This window comes from Geobacillus sp. FSL K6-3411 (assembly GCF_037965715.1).
GTDB lineage: Bacteria > Bacillota > Bacilli > Bacillales > Anoxybacillaceae > Geobacillus > Geobacillus thermodenitrificans.
This window is the reverse complement of record NZ_CP150187.1, coordinates 332,601-352,106: the sequence shown is the minus strand read 5'-3', so window position 1 is coordinate 352,106 and position 19,506 is coordinate 332,601. Positions and strand designations below refer to the sequence as shown.

General features: G+C 46.3%; 19 protein-coding genes and 1 CRISPR repeat array. Of the genes, 14 read left to right on the top strand and 5 right to left on the bottom strand.

Annotated features, from left to right (window positions below; translation table 11 throughout):
• Positions 1-311 precede the first annotated feature (311 nt).
• Together istA and istB are read left to right on the top strand one after the other, a co-directional pair.
• Positions 312-1,601, top strand: a complete 1,290-nt coding sequence (istA, locus tag NSQ22_RS01825) for an IS21 family transposase (protein ID WP_087960193.1) — start codon at positions 312-314, stop codon at positions 1,599-1,601.
• Positions 1,594-2,352: an IS21-like element helper ATPase IstB gene (gene istB / locus NSQ22_RS01820; protein WP_060476369.1), complete on the top strand. Its 759-nt coding sequence runs from the start codon at positions 1,594-1,596 to the stop codon at positions 2,350-2,352. The genes istA and istB overlap by 8 nt, the downstream gene beginning before the upstream one ends.
• A gap of 472 nt (positions 2,353-2,824) precedes the next feature.
• Here istB and NSQ22_RS01815 read toward each other — a convergent pair whose 3' ends face one another.
• Both NSQ22_RS01815 and NSQ22_RS01810 read right to left on the bottom strand, forming a co-directional pair.
• Positions 2,825-4,033, bottom strand: coding sequence for a trypsin-like peptidase domain-containing protein (locus NSQ22_RS01815; protein WP_060475547.1), 1,209 nt, complete (start codon positions 4,031-4,033; stop codon positions 2,825-2,827).
• A 174-nt stretch (positions 4,034-4,207) separates the two neighbouring features.
• On the bottom strand, positions 4,208-4,351 hold the full coding sequence (locus NSQ22_RS01810; RefSeq protein WP_190300600.1) for a hypothetical protein: 144 nt from the start codon (positions 4,349-4,351) through the stop codon (positions 4,208-4,210).
• Between the two features lie 44 nt (positions 4,352-4,395).
• Between NSQ22_RS01810 and NSQ22_RS01805 the strand changes: the two genes are divergently transcribed.
• From NSQ22_RS01805 to NSQ22_RS01785, 5 genes are all read left to right on the top strand, one after another.
• The gene (locus NSQ22_RS01805) at positions 4,396-5,058 is read left to right on the top strand and encodes a response regulator transcription factor (protein WP_008881421.1); all 663 of its coding nucleotides are present in this window, start codon (positions 4,396-4,398) and stop codon (positions 5,056-5,058) included.
• Positions 5,048-6,421: an ATP-binding protein gene (locus tag NSQ22_RS01800; RefSeq protein ID WP_029761614.1), complete on the top strand. Its 1,374-nt coding sequence runs from the start codon at positions 5,048-5,050 to the stop codon at positions 6,419-6,421. Before NSQ22_RS01805 ends, NSQ22_RS01800 begins: the two co-directional genes overlap by 11 nt.
• A 169-nt stretch (positions 6,422-6,590) precedes the next feature.
• A complete protein-coding gene (locus tag NSQ22_RS01795; RefSeq protein WP_029761613.1) occupies positions 6,591-7,112 on the top strand; it encodes a hypothetical protein in 522 nt (173 codons plus the stop codon).
• Entirely contained in the window at positions 7,072-7,725 is a 654-nt protein-coding gene (locus NSQ22_RS01790; RefSeq protein ID WP_029761612.1) for a PspA/IM30 family protein, read from the top strand. The genes NSQ22_RS01795 and NSQ22_RS01790 overlap by 41 nt, the downstream gene beginning before the upstream one ends.
• Before the next feature lie 173 nt (positions 7,726-7,898).
• The gene (locus NSQ22_RS01785) at positions 7,899-9,137 is read left to right on the top strand and encodes an MFS transporter (RefSeq protein WP_081157432.1); all 1,239 of its coding nucleotides are present in this window, start codon (positions 7,899-7,901) and stop codon (positions 9,135-9,137) included.
• A 365-nt stretch (positions 9,138-9,502) separates the two neighbouring features.
• Here the strand turns inward: NSQ22_RS01785 and NSQ22_RS01780 are convergent, their stop codons facing one another.
• The 3 genes from NSQ22_RS01780 to NSQ22_RS01770 all read right to left on the bottom strand — a co-directional run bounded on the left by NSQ22_RS01780 (position 9,503) and on the right by NSQ22_RS01770 (position 12,790).
• Positions 9,503-9,946 carry an ASCH domain-containing protein gene (locus NSQ22_RS01780; RefSeq protein WP_011886707.1) on the bottom strand — a complete coding sequence of 148 codons (444 nt, stop codon included), beginning with the start codon at positions 9,944-9,946 and terminating at the stop codon, positions 9,503-9,505.
• 148 nt (positions 9,947-10,094) lie between these two features.
• Positions 10,095-11,120: direct repeats of the CRISPR family, unit length 30 nt; unit sequence GTTTCAATCCCTCATAGGTACGATACAAAC.
• Positions 11,121-11,302: 182 nt separating this feature from the next.
• A complete protein-coding gene (gene cas6 / locus NSQ22_RS01775; RefSeq protein WP_011886706.1) occupies positions 11,303-12,049 on the bottom strand; it encodes a CRISPR-associated endoribonuclease Cas6 in 747 nt (248 codons plus the stop codon).
• A gap of 561 nt (positions 12,050-12,610) precedes the next feature.
• Positions 12,611-12,790 (bottom strand): hypothetical protein, encoded by a 180-nt coding sequence (locus NSQ22_RS01770; RefSeq protein WP_148206523.1) that lies wholly within the window; start codon positions 12,788-12,790, stop codon positions 12,611-12,613.
• Between the two features lie 252 nt (positions 12,791-13,042).
• Between NSQ22_RS01770 and NSQ22_RS01765 the strand changes: the two genes are divergently transcribed.
• From NSQ22_RS01765 to NSQ22_RS01735, 7 genes are all read left to right on the top strand, one after another.
• Positions 13,043-13,945, top strand: a complete 903-nt coding sequence (locus NSQ22_RS01765) for a glycine betaine ABC transporter substrate-binding protein (protein WP_008881427.1) — start codon at positions 13,043-13,045, stop codon at positions 13,943-13,945.
• Positions 13,946-13,961: 16 nt separating this feature from the next.
• Positions 13,962-15,095 carry a betaine/proline/choline family ABC transporter ATP-binding protein gene (locus tag NSQ22_RS01760; protein WP_008881428.1) on the top strand — a complete coding sequence of 378 codons (1,134 nt, stop codon included), beginning with the start codon at positions 13,962-13,964 and terminating at the stop codon, positions 15,093-15,095.
• A 389-nt stretch (positions 15,096-15,484) separates the two neighbouring features.
• Complete coding sequence (locus tag NSQ22_RS01755) at positions 15,485-16,114, top strand: ABC transporter permease (RefSeq protein ID WP_011886703.1); 630 nt, start codon at positions 15,485-15,487, stop codon at positions 16,112-16,114.
• Positions 16,115-16,766: 652 nt separating this feature from the next.
• Positions 16,767-17,456: a lantibiotic protection ABC transporter ATP-binding protein gene (locus NSQ22_RS01750; protein WP_339264076.1), complete on the top strand. Its 690-nt coding sequence runs from the start codon at positions 16,767-16,769 to the stop codon at positions 17,454-17,456.
• An 18-nt stretch (positions 17,457-17,474) separates the two neighbouring features.
• A complete protein-coding gene (locus NSQ22_RS01745) occupies positions 17,475-18,221 on the top strand; it encodes a lantibiotic immunity ABC transporter MutE/EpiE family permease subunit (RefSeq protein WP_011886701.1) in 747 nt (248 codons plus the stop codon).
• Between the two features lies 1 nt (position 18,222).
• Entirely contained in the window at positions 18,223-19,011 is a 789-nt protein-coding gene (locus NSQ22_RS01740; RefSeq protein ID WP_041264183.1) for a lantibiotic immunity ABC transporter MutG family permease subunit, read from the top strand.
• A gap of 54 nt (positions 19,012-19,065) precedes the next feature.
• Positions 19,066-19,500: a NisI/SpaI family lantibiotic immunity lipoprotein gene (locus tag NSQ22_RS01735; protein ID WP_011886699.1), complete on the top strand. Its 435-nt coding sequence runs from the start codon at positions 19,066-19,068 to the stop codon at positions 19,498-19,500.
• Positions 19,501-19,506: the final 6 nt, after the last annotated feature.

The window sequence follows — 19,506 nt, the reverse complement described above, 5'->3', positions numbered from 1 at the left end:
TGTTTTTCATTATGTAAAAATATGCTGTTCGAACACTGTTGTTATGTTGAAACTCATGAAAACCTTACACGGATAGCTTCCTAGTCACAGACATCAAACGTCCCCAATTCTCCTTTGATACTCAGAGAAATATTTTTTGGCTATAAGGGTATGATATTCCCTCCTTCTCTACTTGATAGGATAATCTTGTTATAGAATGTAAGCTCGTTTTTGTGAATATATAAATGCTAGTTTAAGAATGTACAAAAGTGATTGGATAAGAATGTACAATTTTGATTTTAACATGCATACTGATTTCGAGGTGAAATGGTGTGCATGTAAATTTGAAAATCACAACAGAGATTGAAATTCATAGTTTATCAGATTTGCCAAAATTTAAAACCCTTATGGAGAGTTTGGGAATGAAAATTAATAAGAGTCAATTAGCACGAGATCTCAATGTAGATAGGAGGACGATTGATAAATATTTGAATGGTCTTATCCCAAAAAAGACACGAAAAAGAGGGTCTAAGATTGATAAATACTACGATGTGATTTCTCAATTGCTTTCAAAAGAATCGAAACAAATTTTTTATTATAAACGGGTTCTTTGGCAGTACTTGAAAGACAATCACGGCTTAGAATGTTCCCAATCAGCCTTTCGGGCCTATATTTCTCGGAAACCAGAGTTTCAAGCATATTTTTCTGAGGGTAAACGGACAAAACCGGTTGGTCAGGTCGTTCGTTATGAAACGGAACCTGGAGAACAAGCGCAATTTGATTGGAAAGAAAATATTCGATACGTAACGAAAGAAGGGGAAATATTAAACGTTAATATAGGGGTATTTCTTCTGTCTCATTCACGATTTCGAACTTTTTTATTAACACTTTCAAAATCGCAGAGTGTGTTGATGTCCTTTTTGATGGAGACGTTTGAAAAGATTGGAGGCGTGCCGAAAACCATTGTCTTTGACAATATGAAGACCGTCATGGATGAAGCGAGAACGGAGTATTCGAAAGGGGTGGTCAATGAACGGTTTGATCAATTTGCCAAAGATTGCGGATTTGACATTCATCCGTGTAAAGCCGGTAGGCCTTATACCAAAGGGAAAGTGGAAGCCACGATGAAGCTAATCGATGAAATTCATGCCTATCAAGGTCAATTTTCATATGAGGAACTTCAGAATTTTGTTCAATCCCTTTGTGAACGGATCAATCATAGCTATCATCAAGGAACGGGAAAAATCCCTATCTTAGCCTTTGAACAAGAAAAGAATCTCTTACAACCCCTGCCAAGGAATGAAATAAGAGATTCTTACAAAATCAAACATACACTTGTAAAAGTCAATTCAGCGGGAATGGTTACCTATAAAGGGAATCAATATTCCGTCCCTGCTGAATACAAAGGAAAAACAGTTGGATTACAAGTGTATGATGACCATATTTACGTTTATTATAACATGCATTTGATTACTCAACATAGGATTAGTTCAATAAAACTGAATTATAAACAAGAACATTACATCGAAATCTTGTCGAGGGGATTACCTCATCACCCGGATATTGATGAGCTAGCCAAGAAGAATTTACTTGCGATTCATGAGGTGTATAAAAATGAATAGTAGTTATCAACAATTAATTCAAAACTTAGAGTATCTCAAGTTAAAACAAATGATTTGTCACCTGAATGAAACCATTGATTTTAGTACGAAAAATCAGCTGTCGTTCGTTGATACACTAGTAAAATTAACGAATTATGAAATTGATATGCGTGAAAGAAATATGATTAACTCGATGGTTAAGGTGGGGGCTTTCCCTCACCTAAAGGAATTAAAAGATTTCGATTTTGACTTTCAGCCTTCAATCAATAAACAACAGATTCTAGATTTTACGACATTACGGTTTATTGAAGAGAATGAAAATATTGTTTTTTTAGGTCCAAGTGGCGTTGGAAAAACCCACTTGGCGACTGCGATTGGAATCGCAGCTGCCAAAAAGCGGACAAGTACGTATTTCATTAAATGTCACGAACTGATTTTACAATTGAAGAAAGCGAAAATGGAAAATCGTTTAGACAATCGTTTAAAACATTATGGAAAATACAAGCTATTAATCATTGATGAGATTGGCTATTTGCCGATTGACAGAGAAGATGCAAAATTGTTTTTCCAGTTGATTGATTTACGGTATGAAAAGAAAAGCACGATATTTACTACCAATGCCAATTTTAAGGATTGGGGGGAGGTATTTCAAGATTCAAAGCTAGCCAATGCCATCCTAGATCGTATTTTACATCACGCGACCGTGATTAATATTGTAGGGGATTCATATCGAATAAAAAATCACTTAGAAAGAGAAAAAGAAAACGAGTAAAAATGTACATTCTTAAACAGTCAAAAGTGTACATGTTTATCTTGACATTTACAGTGAATAAGACACCTCCTGATTCATCTCCCCTTGTCTTCGCTTCAAAGAGAAACTCTTTGAAACAACGTCAAACTACCTACCAAGTCTACCACACACTCCTTTTCAGATCAGCAATATAACCGGACGCCGACCGAGGATTTGAGCATCTCACCACATTGGATGGAATCTCAGCTGCCTTCATCTGCTTCCCATTCTCCTTCTCACCTCGTTGCTGTATGTACCAGAAGGGAATCGAAGCCGTCATCCTACACATCCTAAGTGCTGTAGTGGTTCCTCCGCGCTATTCAGAGTCTTTTCGTCGATCCTGCAGTAAAGATGCGTGATCACCACCGTCAAGTCGATTGTATTCGCAGGGGGGCTTTTCAAATAAAAAACCGCCCCTTCCCAGCTGATACAGCCGAAAAGAGGCGTTATTTTCTTATGATTGATTGTTTTGTTTGGTTTTGAGCGTCACCGAAACGGTTGTCTCGAATCCATCGCGATAAATGGTCAGTTTGATGCGTTCATCTACCGATGTTTTTGTATACAAATATTTGCGCAAGGCGCTGACGCTGTCGATTTTATCCCCATTGATTGCCACGATGACATCTTTCGACTTCAACCCGGCCTCGGCCGCAGGCGAGAACGGTTCGACTGCGGTGACAGCAGCGCCTTGTGTCACGCTTGATGGAAGTTTCAGTTCGTCGTTGCGTACGTCGGCAGACAAATCAGCGACATCGACGAGTTGGACACCAAGGTACGGGCGCTTGACTGTTCCATCTTTCATGAGCTGCTCGACGATCGGTTGGGCGTTTTCGCTCGGGATGGCAAAGCCGAGTCCTTCAACACCCGTTTGGGCAATTTTCATGCTGTTGATGCCAATGACTTGCCCGGCGCTGTTAATGAGCGCACCGCCGCTGTTGCCCGGATTGATCGCCGCGTCGGTTTGGATGACATCGATTTCCCAATTACCCACTGAGGTGGATACGGGCATCGTCCGTTTGCCGCTGACGATCCCTTCCGTCACCGTCCGCGACAAGTCAAGGCCAAGCGGATTGCCGATTGCCGCGACTGGTTCGCCGATTGGTACATTTGACGAGTCGCCGAAACTCGCTACTTTCGTTACGCCATTGGCCGGAATTTTCAAGACGGCCAAATCGGTTAACGCATCGGCGCCAACGATGTCCGCTTTCACTTTTTTTCCGTTCGCAAGTGCCACTTCGACTTCGTTCGCTCCTTCAATGACATGGTTGTTCGTCACAATGTATGCCGTATTGCCATCTTTTTTGAAAATCACGCCCGAACCTGTTCCCGCTTCTGTATTTTGCACTTGGTTAGAGAAAAAATCCGCTTGCTTCTGGATGTTGATGACCCCAACGACAGCATCAGCCACTTCGTTGATCGCCGCGATCATATTCGTGTTTGTGCTCGCAGTCGGCTGCAACGGCAATGTTTCACTTTTTTTCCCATTCGTTTGGGTCAATTGGGTTTGGGCGACGTTTCCTTGATTCAGCCATTTGGGCGCCACATACCATGTCGCCACGCTGCCGATCACCGCTCCCGCGACAGAAGCCGCCAGCCATGACACGAAACGACCGCGTCGTTTCGGTTGTGGGGGTGGTGTTGGTTCGAATGTCATCATGTCCATAGCTCTTCTCCTCCTTGATGATGAATCGTCATCGATAACCAAGCATTAGACAGATTGGCTCGCATTCTGGCGAAACAGCGAAAAGGCGGATGAAACACCATCCTATCGCCGACATCTATCGGTCGCACGCATAGCGAAGACCACCCAGTCCGACACTTAGCTGTCGGCGTCATACTAGAGCTCAATCGCATCTTCTGTTCCTCCCATTTCCTCTTCCCCCATCATCATAGTCAAGAAAAGTGAAAAAATAGTGAAAGAAACCATCTCTTCGGAGTGACTCCTCCCTTCCCTTCTGATTTTCACCTTTTTTTCACGCATCTTTGTTATGATAAAAGAAATGATGGGAAACGGGAGGAACGGCCATGAAAGTATTGCTCGCCGAAGATGATCTCCACTTAGGGGAACTAATCGTCCATTTGTTAAAGAAAAAAGGGATTGACCATATCGACTGGGTACAAGAAGGAGAAGACGCGTACGACTACGCGATGGCGGAGTTTTACGATGTCGTCGTGCTCGATTGGATGCTCCCAAACGGCGATGGAGTCGATATTTGCCGACGATTGAGGCAAAATGGTTATACGGGCGCCATTTTGATACTGACGGCAAAAGACGCAGTGCAAGACCGCGTCACCGGGCTTGAAGCTGGGGCGGATGATTATTTGGTTAAGCCGTTTGAAATTGATGAACTTGTTGCCCGCTTAAAAGCGCTCGCTCGGCGCACGTTCGTCCCGCTTCAAGAGGAAACAGTAACTTTTCACGGCTTCACCTTGAATCGAACAAGCCATACGCTGCATCGCAATAATGAGGAAATTTCCCTTACCCCGCGCGAGTTTCAGCTTCTCGATCTTCTCGTCCAAAACCAAGGCCAAGTTGTGCCGCGCGAGACGATCCTAGACCGCGTCTGGGGATGGGACGCTGATGTATCCATGAAAACGATTGACGCGACGATTAAATTGCTTCGTAAAAAGTTGAAAGACGATGTCATCCAAACGGTGCGGGGAGTGGGATATAAAATTGATAAATAACTGGAACGAGTGGCGCCAATGGCTGCGCCGTTTAGGTAACGCGGACTTGTTCCGCCGCACTCATTGGCGGCTGACCGCGCTTTATAGCGGCATTTTCACCTTATTTCTCGCTTTGTTTGTCGTTATTGCCGCCGCCTTGTTTTATTGGATCACGACATCCGAGCAAGAGCAGCGCATCACTCGCCTCGCCGAACAGGAGGCCAATACCATTGAACAGTTTTTGTTAAAACAAAGCAATTTTGACTTGTTCGATGACCAAAGTCTCGTGCTGTTCAGCGAAGATCAACTCTTTTTTTACGTCATCAGCCCAACCGGCCGTCTGCTCGCCGGGGATGAAGTCCACCGGCGCCTGCGCCCGTATTTTTTAAGCGCCTTGTCTCATCTGGACACGAACGAACAGACCCCAGTCTATCTGACCGTATCATTGCCTAAACATATGCCAGGCCTAGCCCGCGACGCTGCGCGTGATTGGCGAGTGCTCACCGCCGCCCACCCGCTCGTCATTCGGGGAGATGTCGTCGGCATGCTTTATATCGGGATGGACGTGACATCGTTTTTTGGAGTGTTTCATTGGCTGCTGATCGTGCTCATCGGTCTTGCCATTCTGTTTCTCGCCGTCGGGGTGGCGCTTAGTTTCTTTATGTCCAAGCGAGCTCTCGTGCCGATTGAAGAAGCGTACGAGCGGCAGCGCCAGTTTGTCGCCGACGCCTCGCATGAGTTGCGCACGCCGCTTAGTGTCGTCTTTTCATCCGTTGAGGCGCTCACACTGGAAGAAGATGTGATGAAAAACGAATTGGCCCACCGTCTGCTCGATCGCCTTCGTGAAGAGTTGAAGCGGATCACGAAGTTGATGAACGACCTCTTGACGCTCGCCCGCGCGGATGCAAAACATGCCGCGTTGGAGCTGGCGAAACAAACGTTTGACTTCCGCCCGCACGCTGAGCGAACATTCCAGCTCATCTCGGAGCTGGCAGCGAAAAAACAGATCACAATGAATTTTCACGCCCCGGAGCAGGCGATGGTGACAGCCGATCCGGACAAGTTGACGCAACTGCTATACATTTTGCTTGATAACGCCATCAAATACACCCCAGAAGGCGGGAATGTGACGCTGTCGATCCGCACCGAACCGAAACAATTCGTCCTTTCTGTCAAAGACACCGGCATCGGCATTCCGCCGGAAGATATGGGCCGGATTTTCGACCGCTTCTACCGTGTCGACAAAGCGCGCTCCCGCCAACAAGGTGGCCACGGTCTGGGACTATCGATCGCCAAATGGATCGTCGACGCCCATGGTGGTACGATCCACGTTCAAAGCCAACTCGGCCAAGGGACAGAATTTCTTGTCCTCCTGCCCGCTTAACCCACAGCTTTTCTTATCACAACGAAAGGTGTCCCCTATAGAACGGGACACCTTTCATTCTCTATTCACAATCAGTTTAAAAAGATTTCGCTTTTCACCTAATTTTCTCCTTCGCCTACTACAATGCAAACTGTAAGCTAGTCCACCACCGAAAAAGGAGGTGTCGATATTGAAGAAACTTCGAGCGCTCGCTCTGCTCGCCCTTATTGTGCTCGCCGGGGTCAGCCTATTTCATGTGCTCACGCCACATGAAGTGATCGTGTACAGGCGCCTAAGTGTTCTGTTTGACGGCATGCACGGCGGCTTTGGGCATCACCACCTGATCTTTCGTGTAGAGCCGCGCGCAGGCTGGTTGATTCCCGGCTTGCTCATGTGGTTCATCCCACTGCTGCTTGTCGGCGTTGGCGCGATATGGCTTGTGGCGAAGCGATCGAAGCGCTGGATTGGCTGGGCGCTTATCACCTTAGGGATCGCCGCCCTGTTGCCGAAATGGGTGTTACTCGGATTGGCGCTGGCCGCCGTATATGCCTTCGGACGCCATCAAACGCGAAAATCAGTAGCCGCGGAAACATGGAAACCAACAACCGCACCCATTTCCACCGACTGGCTCGATGAATGGGAAAAAATTGTACAAAAGGAGGGCAAAACAAATGGGTGTGTTCCGCCGGATCAAAACAATCGTTCTCGCTGAAGTGAACGAACAAATCGATCAATGGGAAGATCCGATTGCCATGACGAAACAATATTTACGCGAACTCGAACAACAACTCGAACAAGGGCGCCAAGCGCTCGCCCAACAATGGGTCACCGAACAGCGTTATGCAACGCTCATCGCGCAAGCGGAAGAAACGGTGGAAAAGCGGAATCGTCAAGCCAAGTTGGCGCTCGAACGCAACGAAGAAGCCGTCGCCAAGTTGGCATTGGGCGACAAACTGCTGTATGAGAAGAAACTAGAAACCTACAAGCAACAATATGAAACGATCAAAGCAAAAACAGCCGAAATCGTCCGCCGCCTCAATCAGCTGCGCGAACGATATGACGAGCTTGCCGCCAAACAGCTCGAGCTCACCGCACGCGTCAATGCTGCCAAAGCGTTAAAACAAATCGACACGACACTCGCTTCGTTTTCTGCCGATGAGGCGCTGCGCGGCTTCGCCCGCATGGAAGAACGCGTCATCGCGTTAGAAGCCGAAGCGTCCGCTGCTCGATTCGGAACGAACGCTGTGTTGTCCCCTGTGCCGTTTGAGGAAGAAGTGGAACGTGAATTAGCGAAATGGAAGGAAGCCCAATCGACGAACGCCTAATCTCCCCCTCCCCCCCTTTTCACATAGATGACCCCCTTGCCCCACCTGGCAAGGGGGATTGGTTTGTTCCGCTCTAGTTGATTTCCCGCCATGGATGAGCAAAATCATTTCCTCTATTTTTCCATTGTAGTAGAATGATTAGAGAAACGAAATAATTCAGGAGATGACCTCCCATGGACTGGAAGCGAAGCGTCCGCATTTTATGGCTGTGCAATTTTATGGTTTCGGCTGGAATGACCATGGTCATTCCCTTTTTATCGCTCTTCCTATGGCAAATGGGTGTCACTGAACATCATGCCTTAAGCATGTGGACAGGGCTCGTCTTTTCCGCCACCTTTTTATCGGCTGCGATTATGGCACCGATTTGGGGCATGTTTGCCGATAAATACGGCCAGCGCGCCAATTTGATTCGCGCTGGAATCGGCATGGGCCTCCTCACCGCCTGCATGGCGTTTGCCGCATCGCCGATGGCACTGCTTGTGCTCCGATTTCTTGTTGGCTTTTTCTCGGGATTCATCACCGTCTCGTTTTCCTATTTGGCCCGCATCGTTCCAAAAGACCATAGCGGCGAGGCACTCGGAACACTGCAAACCGGAAGTATCGCCGGCAACATTATCGGACCGCTCATCGGCGGCGCTTTATCCGACCTATTTGGCTTCCGTCCGGTGTTTTTGGTGACCGGGCTTTGCATCTTGCTTACGCTCTTGCCTGTAATGTTTTGGCTCGAAAAAGATCCGGTCGTGCCGCAGACGAAAAAGAACAAAGCGAGCTTCAAGGAAGTGTTCGAACATCGGCCGCTCATCATCTTGTTTATCGCTACGTTTCTTGTACAAATCGCCGTTCTTGGCGTCAATTCGATGATGACCATTTTTGTCCAATCGTTAGTCGGCAACACAAGCAATCTTGCATTTCTGTCCGGCCTCGCCTCATCCATCACCGGCATTGCGACGATCATCGGCGCGCCGTACTTAGGAAAACTCGGCGACCGGATCGGGCAGGAGAAAACATTACCGATACTGCTTGTGCTGTCCGGTTTGTTCGCCTTGCCGCAAGTATGGACAGACAATATTTACGCCCTGTACGTGTGGCGCTTCTTGCAAGGGCTGGTAGTCGGCGGCGTATGGCCAGCCATTCAGGCACTCATCAATGTGCAAAGCCCACGCCGCATTCAAGGGCGGGTGTTCGGCGTCACCGCCAGCAGCCGCTTTCTTGGCAACTTGACCGGTCCTACCGCTGCAGGTTCCATCGCCAGTCTATTTTCCATCGCCTACATTTTTGCCTTCTCCAGCCTCTTGCTCATTGTCACCGGCGCCTTAGTCGGCTATGCCCATCGTCGTTCATCAAGCGTGTGGCGCAAAGAGATGAAAGAAAAACTCACCACTTGGACACATCGCCTTCATAGTCGGCACTAAGCGTCTTGTCGGAATCGAACGCAAAGAAGGTGTCCGTAAAGAAATGAGATGATCCCCTTATAGTAGACAGAAAAAGAAAGCCCGCGGATCTGTTTACTATGGAGGGGATTTTTCTATGAAAAAATAAAAAAACCCATGAGCAAGGTTTGCTCCTTACCTAGGCATGGAAATGAGGAACTAAGGGGCACACACTTTCACAGAAAACACATGGTGCAGAGTTTAAAAAGTTTGCAAAAAGCGAAACAACCTGAGTCCTTATGAATACAGAACCCAGGCTGTTTACATCCGCTTTTTTATTCCTGACTCCTTGACAGGGGTCACCTCATTATTCAGATGCTCTAAATCATTTCTTTAAATTAACCGCCTTATTTCGGATATACTTTTTTAAATCGTTCACATACAACTAACATATCTGGTGAAAATTCCATGTCGTATTCTTTTAATGATTCGGTAAAAAATTTTTCGTGTGCATCCCACCAAGAACGATAATCTCCTTCGCCTTCCGCTAAAGCAAATTCCTCTGTCACCTCATTCATCGGAACAATTTCAACGGATTGAATTTGAATGACTGCGACTGGCTCTCCCTGACCATCCAAAACAATATAATATTCACCAGCTTTAGGGATAGGTTCTTTTTCTAACTCATAAAACACGTAGCCTGAAGTTGTCGCTGTTTTCTTTCCTTTAACAACTAAATCAGCCAACCGATCAGGAAAAGCTCCAAACTGAAAGGCATCTTTATATTCAATCCCCTCCTGACCAGTTGCCTTACAAAAATCATTCCAGAATTGTTGTATTCTATTATTCATACATCATCATCCTTTAACATAAAATTCTTTCTTTCATTCCACTCTCCACGAAAGTTTCATTTGATGTTTTCGCAAAATAAAAAACCACAGCAAGAGTGTTTTATAAATTGATGATGACATGATATGCTCCATCTCCAAAATCGATAAAGTTTCCATTCCTCATAGGTACGATACAAACCCCCGGCGTTCGGGTCATATGTGTACTCGTCGTAAGTTTCAATCCCTCATAGGTACGATACAAACGAATGGCGTTTGTACGATGACCGGCGCATCGGTCATAGTTTCAATCCCTCATAGGTACGATACAAACAGAGAACGCAACAACCGCGTGAGGTGATGAGAAGAGGTTTCAATCCCTCATAGGTACGATACAAACGTATTTTGAAGTCGATGCAAGCCGGTTTGAGCGAGGTTTCAATCCCTCATAGGTACGATACAAACCATTTAGGTACTTGCAAAATGAAGCGAGTACCTTTAGTTTCAATCCCTCATAGGTACGATACAAACTACCGACATACATAAAACGGCGGCGTACGAGGGAGAGTTTCAATCCCTCATAGGTACGATACAAACCGCTCGCTAAGCCTCATCGTCCAACACCCCTAACGGTTTCAATCCCTCATAGGTACGATACAAACCACCAGAGGGCAATAGCTGCCCATTCCGCGTTTGTCATGTTTCAATCCCTCATAGGTACGATACAAACCGCGAATCGCAACACGCTCACCGTAGTTACGTACGTAGTTTCAATCCCTCATAGGTACGATACAAACACGCCACTAACGTCGGGTAGTGGTTCGGTCTGTCCTTGGTTTCAATCCCTCATAGGTACGATACAAACCGCGAATCGCAACACGCTCACCGTAGTTACGTACGTAGTTTCAATCCCTCATAGGTACGATACAAACGTGCGGAACGTTAGGCGCCCCGTTGATGACATCTGAGTTTCAATCCCTCATAGGTACGATACAAACGGTGTACCAAGCGAAGAAATGAGAAACGAACTAAAAAAGTTTCAATCCCTCATAGGTACGATACAAACGCCTTTTCTTTTGACATTATTTATTCTCCTTAAATGTTTCAATCCCTCATAGGTACGATACAAACGATCTAGTTCTTTTTCGATTTCTTCTAATCTTGCTTCGTTTCAATCCCTCATAGGTACGATACAAACCCCAAAAAGTGCTGTTATATCAAGCTTTTTCATCCCATGTTACCTTCAGAATAACACGGTCAAAAAATTCTGTCAATCACACTCACCCGTGATAGCTGTAGGAGCCAAGTGACAAAAACAAATGTCGTCGACCCCCTGGGGTTTTTGCACGATTGGAGGTCGACGACAATAGAGGAATCGAATTATTTACCCGTTAGGCAGAACATGCCGAACCCTTGGGAATTTCGGCTGCCCAGGCCAACGTGGTATAAAAACGTCAACTGCTCGGGAGAAGAGGAGAGACGGTAATGCCCCAACCACCCTGTAATATACATATCTTTGAATAGTGTCACAACGCGATGGCGTTGGTGGACATGAACGGGTTGAATTGACAATCTCTCCACCGGCGGGACACCATAGTACGCTTGATATTTATGGCGAAAATTCAGCTCAATGAGATGGGGAAATACCTCATCATCCGGCCCGAAAAAATGAGTTTTCTTTCTTCTATCGATCGTCTCATATGTGCTGTATACAGTTAGCGGAGAAAGCATAGCCACCTCGATTGTGCTTTGACGGATCTCAACCTTGTCCATTTTCACACTTTTGACTTCAACCGGCTGATCGTAAAGCCAAATCTCCCGCCGCAGCAACAACTGCTGCCCGAGTTGCTCGGTCAACTCTGGAAGGATCGTATCGATATGCCATTGGAATTCGTCCAAAAACCGTATCGTTTTCTTCACCCGGTCCACTTCATGTCGTCCAAAAAGGCGGCTAAACGTAAACAGTTTGAAAGACCGCTTCTCATGGCGGAATCCAATCTCATGTAAAAACGTCGCGAGTTGTTTACTTTCTAGTGATCGATACAATAGCCCTTGCAACAAATGCTGATAATGAAGCGGCAGCGACACAGGACCCTGCCGCCCATTCATGGTAATGGTCAGTCTCATGAGAATACCCTGCTTTCTATAATTCCTTCTTTCTTTATTTATAAGCAGAGGCGTTTCGATCCCTCATAGGTACGATAAAAACCGCAGGCGAAATAAAAATTCAGTTCATCGACAGAGTTTCAATCCCTCATAGGTACGATACAAACCCCAAAAAGTGCTGTTATATCAAGCTTTTTCATCCCTTGTTGCCTTCAGAATAACACGGTCGAAAAATTCTGTCAATCATGCTCGCTCGTGATAGCTGTAGGAACCCAGTGACAAACACAAATGTCGTCGACCCCCTGGGGTTTTTGCACGATTGGAGGTCGACGACAAACGAATCTTGCTTCTTAGTGTCCCCACATGGATCTTCTACTTTTTTAGTTTGCCCACCACTGCCACCGACAATCAGGTCAGTTCACTAATCGCCTTCACGTTATATCTCTTGCGTCAGCATTCGCTTCGCAATATGTATCTTTTCTTTCACCATTCCCCACTGTTCGTACGAGGCCATCCATTCTATTCATTATTTCGCTCACCTCATTTCGCAATTGGAGCTCCTCTTCTTCACACAATCGCAAACTATGTCTCGAAACATCCGAACAACAGCCGCCCGAGGGCCACCTCTTGGCCGCCTGCTGTTTGGCGCTGCTTCATCTTCTTGGCCATGGGCTGCAAGCTTTCGGCGATGACGAAGGCGAGCTTGGCGAGCCCGCTCGGGAGACCGGTAAACTGACGGGGCGGCGGTAACATTGGGGTCAACCAGAATATCTTGAGTTCGGAGTATTCGGGAGGATCTGAGAGCATTCCCGAGCATTTATAAGCATCAAGGAGGAGAGAACACTGATCACTACAAGAGCAAGCGACAGACGGACAGATCGGCCGATACCAAATTTGCCAGCTACCCCCATATTACGTTACCCTTTTATTATGACGCTTTTCACCCCTCCGCGTCATTTTGCCGCTTTTTTTATTCTCTTCTCCCCTATGATACTAGCAGAAAAAGGAGGAATTATGTTGCGAAAATGGTTCATGTCTTTGCTCGCTGTCGGGCTTGTTTTAGGATTGGCCGCCTGCAGCGGAAAAAGTGATGCGAAAGGGAAAATCGTAATTACCGGAAAGAAGTTTACCGAACAGATGATTTTGACGCATGTACTAGCTGAATATGTGAAAGCCAACACCGATTTGGATGTCGAGGTGAAGGAAAGTTTAGGCGGTGCCTTTATGTTGCAGCAAGCCATTGAAAACGGGGACATCGATATGTATGTCGAATATACAGGGACAGGGTATTTAAACATTTTAAAACAGCCGTACGATCCAACGAAAACGCCCGAACAAATCTACAATGAAACGAAGAAATTATATAAGGAAAAATACAACATCGCTTGGCTCAAATCACTCGGATTTAACAATACGTATGCATTAGCGATGCGGAGAGACCTTGCTGAAAAGCTCGGAGTTAAAACGTACTCCGATTTAGTGAACCATTCATCTTCCCTCACATTTGGGTCAGACGCCGAGTTTTTTGAGCGAAGCGACGGCTATGATGGGCTTGTCGATACGTACGGATTCCACTTCAAGAAAACGGTCAACATCGATCCAGACTTGCAATACGAAGCAGCGAAAAATGGAAAGATTGATGTCATCACGGCCTACACGACGGATGCCCGTATTAAGAAATATGACCTCGTTGTGCTCAAAGACGATAAACAGTACTTCCCACCATACTACGCCGTACCGATCATCCGCCAAGAAGTGTTGGATGCCAACCCGGGATTGGAAGAAAAACTCAATCAACTAGCGAATATTTTAACTGACGAAAAAATGATGGAACTCAACGGCGAAGTGAACTTGGAAGGGAAACAGCCGCGCAAGGTGGCGATTGACTTCTTGAAATCGGAAGGACTGATCGACTAGAAAGTGAGGAATGTGGATGATTCGGTTTGAAAACGTAACAAAACAGTATGAAGATGGGTTCGTTGCCTTAAAAAATATCAATCTTGAAATCCGTAAAGGAGAGCTGGTTGCCCTCATCGGGCCGAGCGGTTGCGGGAAAACGACAACGATGCGGATGATCAACCGCTTAATCGAGCCGACATCGGGAAAAGTGTATATCGATGGACAAGACATTTCTGAGCTTGATCCGGTCGAACTGCGGCGTAACATCGGCTATGTCATCCAGCAAATCGGCTTGTTTCCACATATGACGATCGCGGAAAACATTGCGCTCGTGCCGAAGCTGAAAAAATGGGAAAAACACGCCTATGAAAAGCGGGTCGATGAGTTGCTTGAGCTCGTCGGCTTAGATCCAGCGACATTCAAGCATCGCTATCCGTCGGAGCTCAGCGGCGGCCAACAGCAACGTGTCGGTGTCGTCCGCGCCTTGGCTGCTGAACCGGACATCATTTTGATGGACGAGCCATTTAGCGCTCTCGACCCGATCAGCCGTGAACAGCTGCAAGATGACATCATCCGTCTGCAAGAGGAGATTCACAAAACCATTGTCTTTGTCACCCATGATATGGACGAAGCGATTAAAATTGCCGATCGGATTGCGCTGATGAAAGACGGTGAAATCGTCCAGTTTGCGACGCCAGACCAAATGCTTCGGCGACCAGCGAACTCGTTTGTCCGCGAATTTATTGGTGAAGATCGGCTGCAAATGCGAACTCGCCAAACAGCCGTGCCAACAGCGGAAGATTTAATGTCCGATGACGTCGCAACGATTTCGCCACGGCGTGGCTTAGCCGAAGCGTTCCGGCTAATGAAAGCGAGAAAAGTAGACAGTTTGGTTGTCGTCGATAAAAAGCACTCGTTTCTCGGCATCGTGACACTCAAACAAATCGAACAACGATACAATGAGGAACATTTGCTTGTTGCGGACATCGCTGATTACGATGTGACGACATTACAAAAAGAAGCGGGTGTCACCGACGTCGCTGCTTTGTTCCAAGACTCGGATGTACGCATCATTCCAGTGCTCGACGGCGATCGCCTTGTTGGCGGTATTACGCGCTCGAGCATGATGCGTGCGCTTGCTGAGTGGACATTTCAACAACATGCATAAAAAAATGAATGAGATATAGGTGGAGAGGAATGTCCCGTTTCTGTCCATCTTGTTGGCAAACCGCTTGAAACGATGGCTCGATTAAAATAAGGGTTGAACTGCTGATAAGTGGTTTATGGACAAGGGGATGCGACTGCTTGTTTGAAAAGTAGCCGCTGAAATCACTCATCCGGTTGGCGGCCGGTTTCAGCCGAGGACGAAGTGGCGGCTGACCCGCCGCCTTTCTGCCGAATGGCATACTATGATGAAGTCGCGGCTCATTTCCCGTCGCTTTTCCCCAAAGGGGGAAAACTAGTCCATCTGCCAACGATTGTTTCACCAAGGAAGGAATAACACGATGACCAAGCGGCTATCCATCTGCCGCTGTTTTTCCACCAAGGAGGGGTACAATGGAATTATTGCAAACGTTTATCGAACGACAAGAAGAGATTTGGATCGCTTTTCAAGAGCACGTACTGTTATCTGCTATTGCCATGGGCATCGCCATTGCGGTTGCTGTGCCGCTCGGTGTGGTGTTGACGCGGTATCGCAAACTCGCTGAGCCGATTATCGGCATTGCCGCCATCATCCAAACGATTCCAAGCTTAGCATTGCTTGGGTTTATGTTGCCGATTTTCGGCATTGGCAAACTGCCGGCGATCATCGCCTTGACGCTTTATGCCCTATTGCCGATTTTGCGTAACACGTACACGGGCATTCTCGGCGTTGACCCGGCGCTCGTTGATGCCGGACGAGGGATGGGGATGACATCGCGACAAATTTTATGGATGGTCGAGCTTCCTCTCTCTCTTCCGGTCATTATGGCCGGCGTGCGCACAGCAACGGTGTTGACGATCGGTGTCGCCGCCTTAGCGACGTTTATCGGCGCTGGCGGGCTTGGTGACTTGATCGACCGCGGTTTGCGTATCGCCGATAAAAACTTGATTTTAGCCGGCGCCATCCCAGCTGCCATTTTGGCGATTGTGTTTGACTGGTTGCTGCGCAAAGTGGAAAAGAAAGTGACGCCAAAAGGGCTGTAGCTGTAATCAGCCCTTTGGCGCCACCCCAACAAGAATTCGAACACCACTCTCCCCTGCTTACTCGCCCCGGAGCGGGCGAGAATATTTATATAGATATAACCCCTGACGTTCGTATTAATCAAAATGAATGCTTGTCAATGATTATTTGAGTAAGGATACAAAACGGAGGAAGTTCAGTCCAGTTTTTGCTGCCATAAATAAGATTTGAAAATCATTGTGGGTTGGGTGATTCCCACCCTACAAATGATATGTTTTGTTCATTAGTCAACCGCCTCACCATGAAAATGGACACTACCCCTTATGATGATTCATCCGCCTCCCACTCCCTATGTACGAACTACAACAGCCCCCTTGACCATTCTGTTTCCTCACCACATGTGACATCAACTTAACCGCTCAAATCCATCGATATTTCCAATCATTTTCATCCACTGGTCAATGAAGAGCGCTGATCACGGCAACAGCAAACGATAAACCAAGGTACGAAGCCCAATCTGTAAAAAACATCATCCATGTGCTCATTTTCTTATAAAAACATTACATTGAGCCATTAATATGAAACACAGCACGGATATCGCCATCGCTCCTTTCGCTAATGCCAGCTAAAAACAACATCACCACCCAATTTTCTATATATAGGAGGAGAATGAACATGGGAGAGTATATGTTAGAGACCCATCATGTAAGCAAAGCGTTTGGGAAACAACTCGTCGTAGATGATGTATCCATTAAAGTCAAGAAACAGACGGTTTATGGATTGCTCGGACCAAATGGAGCCGGAAAGTCAACCCTTTTAAAAATGCTGACAGGGCTTTTGCGTCCTACGAAAGGGGAAATCATGATCAACGGCCATCCTTGGAGCAGAAAAGACTTAAAAGATATCGGTGTGCTGATCGAATCCCCTGCTCTTTACGGCAATCTAACGGCTCATGAAAACTTGCTTGTTCACGCTAAATTGCTTCATTTGCCTGAGTCGCGGATCCAAGAAGTTTTGAACATCGTCGGCTTAGAAAATACAGGGAAAAAGAAAGCATCTCAATTTTCCCTCGGAATGAAACAGCGATTAGGAATTGCCAAAGCGCTTTTAAACCATCCAAAGCTGCTCATTCTCGACGAACCAACAAACGGCTTGGACCCATTAGGCATACAGGACTTGCGAAAACTCATTCAATCGTTTACCAAAAACGGGATCACCGTCATTCTATCGAGCCATATTTTGTCCGAAGTTAAGCAATTAGCCGATTATATTGGCATTATCCAAAACGGAAAACTCAGGTACGAAGGGAAAATAGACGAAAGTCAAGATCTCGAAAAACTCTTTGTCGATGTAGTGAACGAGTAATGAAGGAGGATGGAAATCATGCTCAATATGTTCGAGTCAGAACGTTTAAAATATAAGCGGACGTTTGCGAAAAAACTTGTATTCATCGCTCCGCTTTTCTTTGTCCTGTACGCCATCATCACCATGCCAACTGTAAATTCCACACACAATTATTTCGAATATGCCGTATTTAATTGGTGGCCATTGATTTTTGTTCCGATTGGAACAGCCTTGATCGCTTCCTTGTCAACGGTAAGGGAGAAAAAGTCAGGAAACGATAAAGTATTGCGTTGTCACGACATTAGCATCGTGCGTCTATGGTGGAGCAAAATCACCGTCATCGCCTATTACATGTTGCTCTCAACAATAGAGCTGATCATCTTGCTTGTTTTATTGAAATGGCTTTTTCCCAACAGCCTCTCATCAGCTACGGTCGCCGTATTCGCCAGCTTGGTCATTTGGTTGACCTCTTTAGCCTATATCCCGATCGGATTATTTGTGGCCGAGCGGTTCGGGATGGTAGTCTCGATCATTGTCAGTGTCATCGGCCTCGCCTTAGGGGTAGTCATGGCCGCACAACCGTATTGGCTGTTCATCCCATGGAGCTGGGGAATGAGGATGATGTGCCCGATCGTCGGGGTTCATCCGAACGGTGTTCCTTTGGAAAAAGGGAGTCCGCTATTGGATCCTTCTGTCATTCCAATAGGCCTGGCGATTGCCCTTGTCATGTTTCTATTGTTATCTTTTTTAACCGCCGTTTGGTTTGCGCGAAAGGAAGTGTATTAACATGTGGTTTCTTCGCCTTCTGTCATCCGAATGGATAAAAACAAAACGCACAGCGATTCGGATGATGGTCATCATCACGCCAATCATTTATTCTCTCTTTATGGTATGGTATTTTTCGCACTACCGTACCTCTACGTTTTGGCAGATGAAAATCTATCAAGGATTTTTTGAAGTAATGGCCGTTTCCTTACCGATCATTATCTCCCTACTGACTGGGCTGATGTCCTATCAAGAAGAAAAAGCAGGAAGTTTCATGAACATCTTGACCGGTCCTGTATCCAAAGTTCAATGGTATGTTGGCAAACTCACGCTGCTCATCTTTATTGCATGCGCGGACATCTTGCTAGCGACGATTCTCATGCTCTTTGGAATGAAATACGTACTCAAAGTGGCGCACATTCATTATCAGTTATTTTTGCAAGGAGCCATGCTCTCCATCGTGGGCTCACTCATCCTTTTTTCCTTGCATCTGTTCATCAGCTTTGCCTTTGGAATGGGAGCCTCGATCGCAGTAGGAAGCGGCGGATTTCTCATTTCCGCCCTGATTGGCGCAACTTCCTTAGGCGATCACGTATGGAGCTATATTCCTTGGGCTTGGGCTGTTCGTCTCTCACAATTTCCGATTCTTATGATGCCCGAAGTAAAGCAAGCCTTGGGGGCGCAGTTGTTAAATTCCTTTTCGCTATCATTATGGGAAGGAATAGCCTACGCCCTTCTAAGCTTCATCATCGTCACCATCATCGGTTCGATCTGGTTTCATCGTTGGGAAGGAAATCAACCACATGAATGAAAGTTCACTGCTCCCTCTCAATGGGATGGTAAAAAAGGAGGTTTCAGAGTAACGATGAAAAACTCCATCTTACTCCTCATGTTGATTGGAATCCTCTTTATAGGAGGTTGTTCACTTGTCAGTGACTTAAAAAAGACAGCCACACAAAATATGGAGATCGATCGGAAATTACCAAAATACGAGTTGAACAAAGAAAATTTGCAAGAAATTCACTATCAAGGCCGAACGTACATGATTCAAGCAGCAAAAGTCGATCGGAATCAATTGAACAAACCGATCGGGAAAGTAGCGGAGACGATTACCATCAATGAGCATCATCAAATCTTGAGTAAAAAAGAGCTGCGAAAGATCGAAGTCATTCCCGATCAAACGGATGAAAAACGAACTCACTTGAACTTTGGTTGGGTATACAGCATCAAAGGCGTAAACCCAGATGAAGAAGTGGCTGTTACGGTGAACCACCAATTTTTGATTGCTAAAAGAAAATAAAGGCTT